Source organism: Desulfovibrio sp. (assembly GCF_019424165.1).
Lineage (GTDB): Bacteria > Desulfobacterota > Desulfovibrionia > Desulfovibrionales > Desulfovibrionaceae > Desulfovibrio.
In genome coordinates, this window is record NZ_JAHZAA010000033.1 from 14,440 (window position 1) to 28,115 (window position 13,676).

12 protein-coding genes are annotated in these 13,676 nt (G+C 57.2%); 1 reads left to right on the forward strand and 11 read right to left on the reverse strand.

What is annotated here, in order from left to right:
* Positions 1–9: 9 nt before the first annotated feature.
* From QZ377_RS10240 to QZ377_RS10275, 8 genes are all read right to left on the reverse strand, one after another.
* Positions 10–1,428, reverse strand: a complete 1,419-nt coding sequence (locus QZ377_RS10240; protein ID WP_291441052.1) for a sensor domain-containing diguanylate cyclase — start codon at positions 1,426–1,428, stop codon at positions 10–12.
* Positions 1,429–1,752: 324 nt separating this feature from the next.
* On the reverse strand, positions 1,753–2,505 hold the full coding sequence (locus QZ377_RS10245; RefSeq protein ID WP_291441053.1) for an ABC transporter ATP-binding protein: 753 nt from the start codon (positions 2,503–2,505) through the stop codon (positions 1,753–1,755).
* A complete protein-coding gene (gene cbiQ / locus QZ377_RS10250) occupies positions 2,498–3,259 on the reverse strand; it encodes a cobalt ECF transporter T component CbiQ (protein ID WP_291441054.1) in 762 nt (253 codons plus the stop codon). Before cbiQ ends, QZ377_RS10245 begins: the two co-directional genes overlap by 8 nt.
* A gap of 17 nt (positions 3,260–3,276) precedes the next feature.
* Complete coding sequence (locus QZ377_RS10255; RefSeq protein WP_291441055.1) at positions 3,277–4,077, reverse strand: cobalamin biosynthesis protein CbiL; 801 nt, start codon at positions 4,075–4,077, stop codon at positions 3,277–3,279.
* 153 nt (positions 4,078–4,230) lie between these two features.
* Positions 4,231–4,854: a cobalt transporter CbiM gene (gene cbiM / locus QZ377_RS10260; protein WP_291441056.1), complete on the reverse strand. Its 624-nt coding sequence runs from the start codon at positions 4,852–4,854 to the stop codon at positions 4,231–4,233.
* 224 nt (positions 4,855–5,078) lie between these two features.
* The gene (locus QZ377_RS10265; protein WP_291441057.1) at positions 5,079–5,849 is read right to left on the reverse strand and encodes a DUF4198 domain-containing protein; all 771 of its coding nucleotides are present in this window, start codon (positions 5,847–5,849) and stop codon (positions 5,079–5,081) included.
* A 427-nt stretch (positions 5,850–6,276) separates the two neighbouring features.
* Positions 6,277–6,570 carry a hypothetical protein gene (locus tag QZ377_RS10270; protein ID WP_291441058.1) on the reverse strand — a complete coding sequence of 98 codons (294 nt, stop codon included), beginning with the start codon at positions 6,568–6,570 and terminating at the stop codon, positions 6,277–6,279.
* Between the two features lie 260 nt (positions 6,571–6,830).
* Positions 6,831–8,123 carry an O-acetylhomoserine aminocarboxypropyltransferase/cysteine synthase family protein gene (locus QZ377_RS10275; protein WP_291441059.1) on the reverse strand — a complete coding sequence of 431 codons (1,293 nt, stop codon included), beginning with the start codon at positions 8,121–8,123 and terminating at the stop codon, positions 6,831–6,833.
* Positions 8,124–8,449: 326 nt separating this feature from the next.
* On the opposite strand from QZ377_RS10275, the gene QZ377_RS10280 reads away from it, so the two are divergent.
* Positions 8,450–9,727 (forward strand): competence/damage-inducible protein A, encoded by a 1,278-nt coding sequence (locus tag QZ377_RS10280; protein WP_291441060.1) that lies wholly within the window; start codon positions 8,450–8,452, stop codon positions 9,725–9,727.
* A 171-nt stretch (positions 9,728–9,898) separates the two neighbouring features.
* Here the strand turns inward: QZ377_RS10280 and QZ377_RS10285 are convergent, their stop codons facing one another.
* The 3 genes from QZ377_RS10285 to QZ377_RS10295 all read right to left on the reverse strand — a co-directional run.
* Positions 9,899–10,222, reverse strand: a complete 324-nt coding sequence (locus tag QZ377_RS10285; protein ID WP_291441061.1) for a P-II family nitrogen regulator — start codon at positions 10,220–10,222, stop codon at positions 9,899–9,901.
* Positions 10,223–10,282: 60 nt separating this feature from the next.
* The gene (locus tag QZ377_RS10290) at positions 10,283–11,626 is read right to left on the reverse strand and encodes a sodium:proton antiporter (RefSeq protein ID WP_291441062.1); all 1,344 of its coding nucleotides are present in this window, start codon (positions 11,624–11,626) and stop codon (positions 10,283–10,285) included.
* 508 nt (positions 11,627–12,134) lie between these two features.
* Positions 12,135–13,676: hypothetical protein (locus tag QZ377_RS10295; protein WP_291441063.1), on the reverse strand; the 1,542-nt coding region annotated here is incomplete at its 5' end.

Here is a 13,676-nt window from a genome sequence, read left to right on the forward strand (position 1 = left end):
CGGTCCACGTCAAGAGTCCTCGTGCGTGGGGGACATCCTGTAGCGGCTGTCATCAAGCTGAATTGTTTTGCCGGTGCGGCTTTCTATCCAGTTTTTTATGCGCAGGCGCCACTTGGGGCTGCTTTCATGCTTGACGGCCAACATGCTGCGATCCGCCTCCGCCAGGGCTTGCGCCAGGGTGGTATTCATGTCGTCCGCGCATGCTCCGCCCACTGACATGTGCGTCGGCACATGGTTCGTGTCGGCATTATAGGCATCAAAGGCGTCTCTGACCCGTTGGATGAGCGCTTCAAGGTCTTCCCTGGCGCACCCCGGCACAATGGCGGCAAATTCATCGCCGCCCATGCGGGCGATGCAGTCGGTGGCATTGAGGCTGCCTCGCAGTATGATGGCTGCCTGGCAGAGCATTTCACTGCCCTCGGTATGGCCCATATGGTCGTTGACCATTTTGAGCCCGTCCATATCGGCGATGATGATGCTGACGGGCCGCATCTGCTGCTGTTCCAGCTTGTCGACAGTCATTCCATAATAGGTGCGGCTGCGCAGCCCCGTAAGGGCGTCGTTGCGCACCAGTTCCTCAAGCCGTGCCCTGTCGCCCTGGCTAGCGCTGACGTCTGTATGCAGGCCCACAACACGAACGGCCTTGCCGCTTGCATCGCGGTGGGTCACATAGCCCCGGCTGAGAATCCAGGCCCAGGTACCATCGCCGCGCTGCATCCGGTAAGTGCACTCAAAGCTGTCGCCCATTTTGGGGTTGTTGATGAATTCTATCTGCATGGGGACGATGTTATCGTAATCGTCGGGGTGTACCTTGCTGGTCCATGAGGTGGACAGAGGGGGGAATTCTTCGCTGGTGTAGCCAAGCATGTCGAGGTAGCGGGGGCTGAAATAGATGGCGTTGGTACTCGGGTCCCAGTCCCACAGGCCGTCACTGGCAGCGTTGAGGGCCAGCATGAGGCGGCTGGCGTCGTTGCGGGCCGCAGAGGGAACGGCGGCTTCGGCCATGCTTCGGGGCGGCGGGTGGGGCGTTGGCGCCGGAGCGTCGTCCGCGGCCGCGGGGGCAAGTCTTTGCCTGTCCATAGCCACGTTGCACCCTGTTACCAGAGTGCCGCGGCCGAAAACATCGCGCCGCAAGACCAGTATTTGCGACCGCACCAAAAAATTGCCAAAAGGATAAAACACTTCAAGGTGCGGCCCGTGGGAGCCGTTGAGTGCTTTTTCCATAGACTCAAGAAGGGGAGCCAGGCTTTCGAGGGGGCAGTGCGCCAGATAGTCTTTCATGCTGCGTGGCGGTTTGCCGTCCATGCGTAGCTGGGCAAGAGCGCCTACGCTCATGAAAAGCCTGTCGGATGTCGTGTGCCACTCCCATACCGGGTCGTGTGATTCGAGCTGTATATGTTCTGGTATAATGCTTGATTTGTTCAGCATAAAAATCTCAACCGTCCATTATTACAAAGGATCGGTGGGAATGATGACGTTCTGGATTGATTTGTGAAGGCTGGTCGCCTTCGATGTGTCCTGGAAGAAAAACAGCAACGTGTTCAGTATAATGCTTATAGGAATATAAATCCAGTATCCTTTATAGGCCATCCTGACAAAAGACGCGGTCGTGGTTTCAGGCTGCGTGATGCTTTATATAAAGCTATTTTATTTAATATATCAAGATTTTTATCGCGAGTGCGGCGCAGGTGTACGGCACGTTGCTGCCATGGGCCGGGCAACATGCGGTTATCGCTTGCCCAAAGGACTGGTTTAACGCGCGTGGGCGTGCGGCTCGTTGCCCAGGGGGTGGGTATGGGGATGCGCGTGGGTAAGGTCCGGCGCATTGGCGTTCAGGCGGCCCTTGTCGAGCGTGAGGTATGTGGAAGAAACCTGTGCCAGAAAATCCCAGTCATGCGAAATGGTTATACGGGCAGTGTCAAGGCCGCGCAAAATATCGGTGATGTGCTGGCGGGCCTCGTTGTCCAGTCCGTTAGTCGGCTCGTCCAGCAGCAGGGCTTCCGGGCGCATGGCCAGCACGGCAGCCAGGGAAACCAGTTTTTTTTCTCCGCCGGAAAGCCTGTGTGTAAGGCGGTTTTCAAAGCCGTCCAGCCCGATGTGCCGCAATGTTTCAACAGCACGCTGCCGGGCTTCATCGGGCGAAAAGCCCAGGTTCAGCGGGCCAAAAGCCACATCTTCAAGCACGGACGGGAAAAAAAGCTGGTCCTCGGCGTGCTGCAGCACAAAGCCCACGCCGCAGCGAAGGTGGTAAAAATCTTTTTCGGTATGCAGTTCGCGGCCATGAAAGCGCACAAGCCCCTGCTGCGGGCGTGCCAGGCCGGTTATGCAGCGGAAAAGCGTTGTTTTTCCACTGCCGTTGGGGCCGTAAAAGCCTACATGCTGTCCCGGCATGAGGGCCATGTCAACGCCTCTGAGCACTGGATGCTGCTGTCCGTCACGCTCATAGCTGAAGTGGATGTTTTCAAGGACAAAAATGGCGCGTGCCGGATCCGTAATATCAGCCATAAAGCGTATCCTTGTATTCTACGGCTACAATGCCCGCGAGGCAGAGCAGCACAAAAACGGCAAACAGGATGTCCGGAGGGCGGGCCTTGAACATTGCCACTGAATGAAACTGGCCGGCAAATCCACGAAGCAGCATGGCCTCACGAACTCGCAGGGAGCGATCATAACTACGCACCAGCAAAAGCCCCAGCAGAGATGCCAGGGTGCGGTAAGTGTGCATGTTGCTTTTGGGCCGAAAACCCCGCAACCGGGCAGCCACGCTCAGGCTTTGCCACTGTTGTGCGATAACGTGGACGTAGCGTGCTGTGAACAGAAAAAGGAAAACCAGTTTGCGTGGACAGCGCAAACACTCGAGGGCGCGTCCGGCAGTGGAGGCGTGCATGGTGGCAACGAGCGCCAGAAAAATGCACACAATGGCGTTGGACTTGATGCTTATCAGCAGGGCCAGATGCAGGCCTTCGGCGCTGGCGCTTACAGGCCCCCAACTGAGAACTTCACGCCCCGGCATGGTTATGGGCGTGACACACCACAGAAAGGCCACAAAAATATTGACCACAGCCAGACGCCGCAGCAGCGGAAGCAGGGGTGGTTTGGCAAAGACCAGCAGAAACAGTCCCAATGCAAGCCCCAGACTGCACGCCGAAACCGTTTGCAATGCTGAAATGCTCAACGCTGCCAGCGCGGCGCTGCCCATGCGTACACGTGGGTCCAGGCGCTGTATGGCTGAAGGGCGGACAAAAGGTTGATCAAACATGACGCGGCAGACGGGCTTTAACGATGCCGTGAGCGTAAATACAGAGCAATTCCGGCCAGGCCCACAAGCCAGCCCATACCGCCCACTATTTCTTTCAATCCCGGGCCGTCTTGCCGCATTTCCGCCAGTTGACGGCGCAGCGGGGCCAGGCGGGACTCCAGCAGGGCGTTGAAACGGGCATCCTGCGCTTCAAGGGCGGCATCCACACTGGCGCGTATTTCCTCTGCTGTGATGGCGGTCCCGTTGCCCGGGGCAACGGCTGGAGCCTGCACCTGCGCGGTGGATGCCCGTGCGGTAATGGTCGTATCCGCATGTTGCGCTGCGGTTACGGTGCCGGTATTCCCTGCCTGTGCGGGACTTGGGGCTGAAGGTTCAGCAGTCTGGGCCAGCTCTTCCGCATCAAGCCGCCACTCGTTCTGATGCCCCTCGCCTGCATTGATACGTATGCGCAAGCCGTTCTTTCTGCCCTGGGGCGGTATTTCAAAGTGAAACATGCCATTGATGTCGGTACGCCCTTCGAGCAGTATTGCGCCATTGGCGGCGTCATATACCGTGATCTGGCCGTTTTTTACGTTGTTTCCACCGCTGAAACCGCACTGCACCTGCACCTGGGGGCCTTCAGTCCAGGCAAAAATATTGACCCTGTGGGCCTGCGCGGGAATGCAGGAGAAAAAGTAGAGGGAAGCAGCCAGAAAGCAGGCGAGCAGATAGACAGGGACTGGTGACGCGTAGCCGCGCAGGCGCAAGAAAAGGCAGGGGGGACGGGAGCTGTTGATTGCCGAGGCATGGGAGCATGATGTTCTATTGCAATACGGCATGGCCGATTCCTTTCCGCTCTGAAAGTTTTTTTGTACAACCGCTCCGTCTGCTGTGCGGCCAGCAGTTTGCCACGCGGGTACATCACGCTTGCCGGGACAGTCCAATGGGCTGACGACCTGCAAGGGGATTTTGTCTTGAAAATATCCCAATGTTCAGACTGTGCTTTTCTGTGTTGTGATCTGTAGCATTTCCGGGCGCACTCTGGCTATAAACCCCACAGTGAACATGGTTATAAGCCCTTCAATCAGCATGATGGGCAAGTGGGCCAAAAAGATGAGCCTGGCGGCCGTAAGAAAGCCTTCGTCGCTGAAAGCCAGAGCCAGGGCGGTCAAGAGGCCAGCGCCCAGCACGCCCACGGCTCCGCCGCAAAAAGCGGCGGCCCGCAATCCCCGTGTGCCGGGCCAGAGATACGTAAGCCCACGAAAAATATACCAGGCCACAAGGCCGGAAAAGGCCATGGTAAAGCTGTTGACCCCAAGAACCACCAGCCCCCCGTATTGAAAAAGCAGGGCCTGCAAGGCCAAAGCTGCCAGAATGGCGGGAAAGACCGCCCACCCCAGCAGCACTCCCAGAAGGCCGTTCAGGATAAGGTGGGCGCTGGAAGGCCCGATGGGTACATGGATGAGAGAGCCGACAAAAAAGACCGCAGCCAGAATGGCTACAGTCATCAGCCTGTCATAATCCAGCCTGCGAAGGCCTATGGCCGTGCCGGCAGCGGTAAGCGCGTAGCCTGCGGCCAGAACCGGTGGAGACAAAACTCCTTCAGCTATATGCATGGGCCATCCTTTCCGGCGGACCGGCATGAAACAACGGAGTATACGCAGCCGGTTCCCGCGTGCCTTCACAGGCCAACGCGGGAACCAGCATAAATGATTCCGCATCTGCTCATACCTTGTCCTTTTCCCGGCCGCAAGAGGCAGGAAAAAATAAGGCGGGCAGCACAGCGAGTGCGTTGTGTAACTGCCCGTGTGCATGTCAGGCATGCTGACGCGGGAGTATTTTACTTGGTGCGTGGAGCCGCGAAGTTGCCCCACAGCACTGCGCCAAGCTCTACGGATTTTCCTTCACCCTTGTGATCCATTTTTTCATCAGATGTATTCAGGGCGGCAAATCCCCACCAGCCGGCCCAAGGTACACCATAGGCAAATACGCCGTTCTGGTCTGCCTTGACTACCTGGGTTACATAAAATTCGTTGGGCGCCACATGCCCCTTGCCCTTGTTATAGCTTTCAATCTCTACTTCGGCTCCGGGAACGGGCTTTCCATCAAGCAGCACCTGCCCCTGAAAGACATTGCCCGTATAGTTGGCAAAGGGGCGCGTAAGCGGGACGATTTCCGTCTTGAGGCCCAGCGGCTCCGTCCAGCCTTCTTCTTCGCCAAAGGCGGCGACCACAGTTTTGGTGTAATGGATTATATAGCAGTCTTCAGCGGGTTCAAAATAGGGCTGCGGCTCCAGGGCAAACTGGTAGACGCCGGGTTTTTTGATGGCATAGGCGGCTGCCCATGCCTTGTTGCCCATAAAGGTTGCGGGTTTGAGCAGCCCCTTTATGTCTTCTGTGTTTCCGTTATGTGTAACAGTGAAAGCCTTGGGCGCTTCCATAGGCATTCCCTGAAGTTCCATAGGATGGGCAAAAGCAATGTCCAGCTTTACCGTGGCTTCTTTTTTGTCGGTTACAGTTGGTGTGGACGGGATGACCATGCCGAAGTGAGCCTGGGCCTGAGTTCCCCAAAAAAGGGCAAGAGCCACGCAAGTACAGCAGATTTTCCACATAACGCTCTCCTGGCGTTGAGATTTCCGGCGTTGCCGGGATACCGGCGGTATGCCGCCTGATAGCCAGTTACACAAAAATAAAAAATGTAGCAACAATGTTGACCTGGTGAGCAGAAATCTCGCGGACAGAGAGTGCTTGCATAAAACAGCTCCAACCCCTGCTTTTAAGTCCATAAGGTCGGCTGTGCAGTGGGGGGGGGCAGGAAAGCCCATGAGCGATTGATGCTGGTTCACGGGTATTGCAGGAAATATTTTTTGCATAAAAATGCAGATCGGCCACGCTCATTCGAGCGCGGCCGATCTTTGCAAACAGTGCGGATGTACTTACTTGGGCAGCAGCGCCGGGAAGTCCGGGCTTTTAACGTGCTTTTTTACAAAGGCGGCGGCAGCTTTGCGGTCTCCGGCCATGACGGTGATCATGAACACATCACCCTGCGAAGCCACCCAGGCCTGGCTGGTAATGTCCTGCTGGGCAAAGGTAAAGGTGTACTGGCCGTTTTTTTCCACCGGCGCTGTTGGGGCCGACTACAAACGTCACCGAGGCATTGCCAGCAGCATTGGCAAAAATGGCGCTGGTGGTTCCCTGATTTTCCGTGGGAGGCATGACTACCTTCCAGCCTTCGGGAGTATTGACGGTAAAGTATTTGGTATTCAGCTCTTCCGCCAGGGCAGGCATGGCCAGAAGCATGACGAATACAAAGGCCACAAGCTTTTTCAACATGAACATTCTCCTCAGAGGGTGCGGCAGTACGGCTGGCGGTTCCTGAGCGCTTGCGGGCAAACCGTTTTTACCCTGCGCGGACATGGCTGAAGCCGACCCGTACAAGCTTATGCAATAGCCTCTAAAAAGACAATGTGTTTCAGGGGAGAGAGTGCAAACGGCGCCGTCACGGCCGGGCAGGAATACCATGCCCGGCGGCGTTGCACGGGTGCAGGCACAGGGCATCCGCACCGCGTCCGTCCGCCGCCGGGCGAACAGGCTTACAGGGTGGCAAGGGCCTGGTCCAGGTCGGCAAGGATATCGTCAATATGCTCGATGCCTATGGACAGGCGCACGGTATTGGGCCGTATGCCGGTGCTTGCCAGTTCCTGTTCCGTCATTTGTGAGTGTGTTGTGGACGCGGGATGTATGACCAGCGACTTTGCGTCCGCCACGTTGGCCAGCAACGAGAATATGCGCAGCCTGTCGATAAAGGCTCTGGCTTCTTCTGCGCCGCCCTTGATTTCAATGGTAAAAATGCTGCCCCCGCCGTGCGGAAAGTAGCGTTTGTACAGGGCATGGCTTGGGCTCTGGGGCAGGCTGGGGTGATTGACGGCTTCGACCTTGGGGTGCGCATGCAGATGGCGTACCACGGCCAGCGCGTTTTGCACATGACGCTCTACACGCAGAGACAGGGTCTCCAGCCCCTGAAGGATGAGAAAAGCATGCAGGGGGGCCATAGCTGCGCCCAGATCTCGCAGCAGGATGGCCCGCGCCCGCACTATATAGGCCGCCGCCCCGACGGCCTTTGTGAAGCTCAGCCCGTGATAGCTCGGGTCCGGCTCACTCAGTTGGGAAAATTTTTCGGCAGCGGCCCAGTCAAAACGGCCGCCGTCCACAATAATTCCGCCCAGGGCCGCGCCATGCCCGCCCATAAATTTGGTGGCCGAGTGAACAACGATATCTGCGCCGTGTTCAATGGGACGCATAAGCCACGGCGTGGCAAAGGTATTGTCCACAACCAGCGGGATAGAGTGGTGATGGGCAAGGTTTGCCAGAGCCTCCATATCCACAATATTGCTGTGGGGATTGCCCATGCTTTCCACAAAAATCGCACGCGTGCGGGGGGTTATGGCTGCCGCGAAAAAGTCCGTCTGTCCGGGGTCCACAAAGGTGGTTTCAATGCCCGAATCCTTAAAGGTATGGGCAAGCAGGTTGTAGGTTCCGCCATAGAGCGTTTTTGCCGCCACAATATGGTCTCCGGCACGAGCCAGATTTTGCAGGGCATAGCTCACAGCCGCCGCGCCGCTGGCCGTTGCCAGGGCGGCCACGCCGCCTTCAAGGGCTGCCACGCGCTGCTCCAGGGCGTCTTGCGTGGGATTGGTCAGGCGGCTGTAAATGTTGCCGGGGTCGGTCAGGTTGAAGCGCGCCTCGGCATGTGCACAGTCGTTGAACACATATGATGTGGTCTGGTAAATGGGTACCGCCCTCGCGCCGCTGGCGGAGTCCGGCTTTTCCTGGCCTGCATGCACTTGCAGCGTTTCAAAGTGCAGGTTGTTTTTATTGTCAGTCATGATCTGTCCCCTTGGCGGCGGGCCTCGCGTTTTTCCGCTTTTTTAACAGGCCCCGGCTATTTCTTATCAATATGGTATGAAATACCTTGGCGGAAACAGCAATCTTTGTCAATACCGCTGCGCTTGCGGTTGCGGCTCCTGTGAAATGCAGCGGCGGTGCGGCCATGCGACGGTTGGCGGGAAAGCAGAAGCCGAAAGAAGAGCACTTTGTGCAACAAGTCCGCGAACTGGTGTATGTGCGCAGTCTTGCAGGGTGGGCAGGCACGAGCTACGATCCTCGTCTGCCCTTGAGGGGCAGGTACGCCATGAGCTTATAAGGAGGCCGCATGAGGGCGGAAATTATTTCAGTAGGTACGGAGCTTCTGCTGGGCCACACCATTAATACGGATGCGGCTCATGTGGGCAGGGCGCTTTCGGCTCTGGGCATGGATCTTTTGCAGGTTCACACTGTGGGGGATAACGCCGGACGGCTTGAGGCGGCTCTGCGCGATGCTCTGAACTGTGCGGATGTGGTCATCACCACGGGCGGCCTGGGACCCACTGATGACGATATGACCAAGGAAACTGTGGCCAGGGTTCTGGACGCGCCCCTGGAAGAACACGAGGACAGCCTGCGGCGCTTGCGCGAATATTTTGGTTCTCGCCCCATCGCGGCAAATCAGCTCAAGCAGGCGTGGTTGCCGCGCGGTGCAACGGCCTTTCCCAACAGGGCGGGAACCGCCCCCGGCTGTGCTGTACCGGGAAAGCAAGGGCAGTGGGTGATTTTATTGCCTGGGCCGCCCTCCGAGTTGTTGCCCATGCTCGAAGACAGTGTGATGCCTTTTTTGCAACGCATGGGAGGCGCGGTCATTGCCTCCTTTATGGTGCGCACGTTTGGTATTGGCGAAGGTTCTGCGGCTTTGCGCATAGCCGATCTGACGGAAGGGGCCAATCCTACTGTGGCTCCTTACGCCAGTGATGCGGAAATGTTCGTGCGTGTAACGGCAAAGGCTGAAAATGCTGAGGCCGCCGAGGCTCTGGCAAGGCCGGTTGTGGGGGCTGTGCGCGACCGTCTGGGCGACGTGGTCTACGGCGTTAATGTGTCCGGCCTTGAATCCGTGGTGGTTGAGCAACTGCGTCAACGCGGGCAAAGCCTTGCTACGGCGGAATCCTGCACAGGCGGCATGCTGGCGAAACGCATAACGGACCAGCCCGGCGCTTCGGAAGTCTTCGGCTATGGCCTGATTACCTATGCCAATGAGGCCAAAACACGCCTTCTGGGTGTGCCGGAAGATATGCTTGCCCGCTATGGGGCCGTAAGCCCGCAGGTAGCCCGCAGCATGGCTGTGGGGGTGCGTGAGCGTTACGGGGCGGATTATGGTCTGGGCATTACCGGAGTGGCCGGTCCTGGCGGCGGCACGGAGGAAAAACCCGTAGGGCTTGTGTATGTGGCGTTGAGTTGCAATGACAGTGTGTGGCTGCGGGTATTGCGGCCCCAGGGGCGCTATCTTGGGCGGGAGTGGACCCGGCGGCTGGCTTCCAGTCATGCGTTGGACATGCTGCGCAGGCATCTGGCGGGTTTGCCTGTGGAGGCTCTGTGGGCGGACGAATTGCCGCAGGAGTGAGCGCTCCGATGGGCTGACTGTCAGCGGAAAACAAGAAATGAGCCTGTTGGCTGACGCGCCTTGCGGCGGGCGCAGGGTTGTTTGTTTTAAAAAATCGCAACCGTGCGTTCTGCCTCTGCGCCTCATGGAGGCACAGGTTTACAACGCACGGTTGCGAAAGGCAGACGGAGCTTATCTGTCCTGCTGCTCGAAAACGCCCACAATGCTTGTGATGGGCAAAACAAAGGCAATGCCGTTGCCGGGTTTGACAAGGGCTGCGGAGTGCGAAATGGCAAGCAGCACCTGACGGCTGATATCGGCAGGAACAGCATTCAGGATAATGTCTTTTTCCGGCTCCACAGGTATGCCGAACAGCGCGGCAACCTTGAGTCCCGCGCCGCGCCCCTTGAGCACGGTGGCGCCCCGCGCCCCGGCTTCTTGCGAAGCTTCAATGATGGTGCTGCTCCAGCCTTTGCTCACAATGGTTACAACCAGTTCGTAGCCGTCTTTTATCATGGTCCCGTCCTTATTTTGCAAACTTGAATTACTGATTGGCGGACTGCGTGCCGGATCGGCCTATCTGAGCCAGATAAGGCTGAAAATGGCAAGCAGAGGAAGCAGCATGACAAGAACAATGCCTGTATAGGCAAAGAAGCTGGGCATGCGCACGCCAAGATTTTCCGCCAGTGAACGCACCATAAGGTTGGGCGCGTTGGAGATATAGGTGTTTGCCCCCATGAAGACTGTGCCGCAGGTAATGGCAAGCAGGGTCTGGGCCAGTTCGTTCATGAGAACCTGGGGATCGCCTCCGGCAATATTAAAAAAGACAATAAAGGTCGGCGCATTGTCCAGGAAGGTGGAAAGCACCCCTGTAAGCCAGAAGTACACCATGTTGTCCGGTTTGCCATCTGTGTTAAGGATATCGATAATAAAGCCCATATCGCCGTCTTTGCCTGCCTTGAGGATGGCGATGATGGGGATAAGGCAGATAAAGATGCCGAGAAAAAGTTTGACGACCTCGCGCATGGGGTCCCACGTAAAGGCGTTGCGCTCCCGAATGGCGAAGCTTGTCAGCCGGCCGGAAAGGATGATGATCGCCAGCAAAAGCAGGTCGCGTGCGACGTTTTGCAGCTCCATATGCACCTCGCCGAAAAGGGGAATATGGATGCCCGGCTTCCAGCTACCGCTCAAAAGCACGGCCCCGGCGATGCAGGCAAGCAGCGGCAGGTTGACCTGCCAGCCTTCAAGGCTGAGCTTTACGTCTGTACCCCTGTGCTCGTCCAGAAGCTCGTGGTCTTCTTTTTTATAAAGGTATGCATCGAGAAAATAGTGGATCAGCAGCAGCGAAATGGTCAGAAAAACCATAGGGCCGAACAGGTGGGTCGTAGTCCAGAAAAAATCCACGCCCGCCAGAAAGCCGAGAAAGATGGGGGGATCACCCAGGGGGGTGAGCGAGCCGCCCACGTTGGCCGCAAGTACTATGAAAAAGATGACTGAATGTACCCGGTAACGGCGGTACATATTGGCACGGAGCAGCGGGCGGATGAAAAGCATTGACGCCCCGGTGGTTCCCACCCAGCTGGCAAGCGCTGTGGCCACAAAAATAATGCCTGTATTGACGAGCGGTGTGCCCGTAAGGTTGCCCCGCAGATGGATGCCCCCGGTAACCGTAAACAGCGCGATCAAAAGAATGACAAAGGGCAGATAGGTGTTGAATACGGTGCCGAGCAGTTCCTGAAGTGTAGCCCGAGGCCCAAAATGAATCAGCAGCGCCACCAGAAAAAGTGCGCTCCAGAAGGCGGTTATCTTGCCGTAATGGGCTTCCCAGAAATGGGGATTGACGAGGGGCCACAAGGCGATGGAAAGTAAAAGCCCGGCGAATGGCAAGGCCCATATGAGGGAAAGCTGGGTTCCGTCCAAAAACGTATCCGCACAAAAGCCATAAGCGGGAAAGCCAAAAATCAAAAAAAAGCAAGCGGTGAGTAAAACAAGAAATCGGGGTATGGGCACTACCTGAGCTCCTTGGGTGGAAGGCCAATATAAATCAGATCAACTGCGGCCCTGGCCTTGCGCGAAACTGTCGGCGGCGCAGCGCACCAGAAGAACCGGCAATAAAGGCACAGGCCAAGTCAGGGCAACTGTTAACGGTAGCATGCACACTGGCCGTGGTCAAAAACTGAGACCCACCATAACGCCAGAAAAGCCGTAGGGCAAACATCTTTCATCACGTTCGCCCCGGCGCGGAGAACACGCCGCTGATTATCCCAAAGGCCGGACGGTTGGGTAAGCTGGCTTTATGGAAGCGCCGTAACTGTTGAGTGCGACGGATAGCGGGCTGGTCGTTGGCTGGCGGCGGCATTCGCAAAACACTACGGGTGACTGTAAAAAACCGGACCCGGGTTACCCCGGGTCCGGCTGACGTATTTGTTTAACCGTTTTCTATGGTCCGTGCCGCAGCTTCAATGATAGCCATTTCAGAATCGTGCTCGGGGCCGCCGCCTACAGGTGAGCCGGGCGACGTGTCTTTCTGGGAAGAATCCTGCCACGAGCCTTCCATAACGCTGTTCCATACACTGGAAGAGCCTGAGGCCCCCATATCAGGTATATCGCCATGTTTTTGCAGGCTTGCCATATTGGTCAGATCCAGCGTGGCATCATCGCCACTGGCTGCGGAGTTGTCCACGCGGGATGCATCCGCATACGCGGCATCAATGTCCGCTGCATGATCTCCCCGGTCAGGGGCGAAGAGCGTATCTGTGGTTTTGGCATGATCGGCATCTTGTTCGTCATCCTGCTGTGTGTCGGACTGCCAGTCATCATGCATGGCAAAAGCCAACGGGCTGATGTCTGCACTACCATCGGCTTGTTGCAGGCCGATTTCAATGGGCGGTTGCACGCCGTTTACGTAAGAGAAGAAGGAATCAAGGCTTGGCCTGAGGTCACTCAGGTCGTCAATGCCGGTGAAAAGGATGCTTTCCACGCCTTTGAGTATGGATGGATTCAGGCCGTTAAGCCAGTCAGCGTAGCGGTCAAGAAATTCGCTGAGGCTGGACGCTTCGAGAATGAGAGTGTCTGCCCCCGCGCCGCCGTCCACATGCAGGGCTCCGGCACCGCTGATGGCGCCGTTGATAATGATGGTGTCATCGCCCGCGCCGGTGGTAATCTGGTTCTGCCCGCTGCCGCTTTTGAATATGTCGCCGTTGAGGCGGATGGTGTCGCCTTCGCCTCCGGCGGTGCTGTGTCCGATAATGCTGTTCTTGCCATAGGTTGCATGCATGGCGTAGTCCGCATTGATCTCAAGATCAAGCGCCTGACCGCTGCCGGACTGTATGGTGCTTCCATAGTACGAGGTGCTGAGCATGCCGTAAGAGTTCCCGCTGGAACTTTCGGCATTGAGGCGCACTTCAGAAGCGGTCAGCGTTCCATTTTCCATAACAATGGCGGAGAGGTCGCCCTTGATGGTCATGCTGACACTCTGAGCGGTAAGGTTGGCCGGGCCATAAATGCCGTACGCCTTGCCCGCAGTTGAGGTCACGTTGACATCCACGTGATCGCCAGCGATCAGGTTGAGCGTTCCCGATGTGCTGTACAGGCCGGCCGCGAGATCTTTGCTGGCAACAAAAATATCGGCATCGTCAGCCACATTGATGATGTTGCTGCCGCCGGAACTTTCTATGCCTGTAGCCCGGCTGTTGGCCAAAACGCCGGTACTGGTGACGTCCACACGCAGTGTGTCGGTATTGATGGTGTTCTGTCCGTTGCCGCGCGTATAGATGCCGCTGGTGTTGCCGCCCCCCTGCACATGCACGTCAGTATGCCCGGCAACATCAATCTCATTGATGCCGCCCCTGCGCCCATCATATGTCGCGGCAATGCCCGTGGTGCTGGCATAGTCATTGGAGCTGGAGCCTTTGACCAGGCTCACATCCACATTCAGCCCGCCCACATCAATGACGTTTTTACCGTAACC

Bases quoted from the DNA above. Each gene is read 5' to 3' on its own strand.
- QZ377_RS10240 (WP_291441052.1), bottom strand. From the start codon at position 1,428: ATGCTGAACAAATCAAGCATTATACCAGAACATATACAGCTCGAATCA.
- QZ377_RS10245 (WP_291441053.1), bottom strand. From the start codon at position 2,505: ATGGCTGATATTACGGATCCGGCACGCGCCATTTTTGTCCTTGAAAAC.
- cbiQ (WP_291441054.1), bottom strand. From the start codon at position 3,259: ATGTTTGATCAACCTTTTGTCCGCCCTTCAGCCATACAGCGCCTGGAC.
- QZ377_RS10255 (WP_291441055.1), bottom strand. From the start codon at position 4,077: ATGCCGTATTGCAATAGAACATCATGCTCCCATGCCTCGGCAATCAAC.
- cbiM (WP_291441056.1), bottom strand. From the start codon at position 4,854: ATGCATATAGCTGAAGGAGTTTTGTCTCCACCGGTTCTGGCCGCAGGC.
- QZ377_RS10265 (WP_291441057.1), bottom strand. From the start codon at position 5,849: ATGTGGAAAATCTGCTGTACTTGCGTGGCTCTTGCCCTTTTTTGGGGA.
- QZ377_RS10270 (WP_291441058.1), bottom strand. From the start codon at position 6,570: ATGTTGAAAAAGCTTGTGGCCTTTGTATTCGTCATGCTTCTGGCCATG.
- QZ377_RS10275 (WP_291441059.1), bottom strand. From the start codon at position 8,123: ATGACTGACAATAAAAACAACCTGCACTTTGAAACGCTGCAAGTGCAT.
- QZ377_RS10280 (WP_291441060.1), top strand. From the start codon at position 8,450: ATGAGGGCGGAAATTATTTCAGTAGGTACGGAGCTTCTGCTGGGCCAC.
- QZ377_RS10285 (WP_291441061.1), bottom strand. From the start codon at position 10,222: ATGATAAAAGACGGCTACGAACTGGTTGTAACCATTGTGAGCAAAGGC.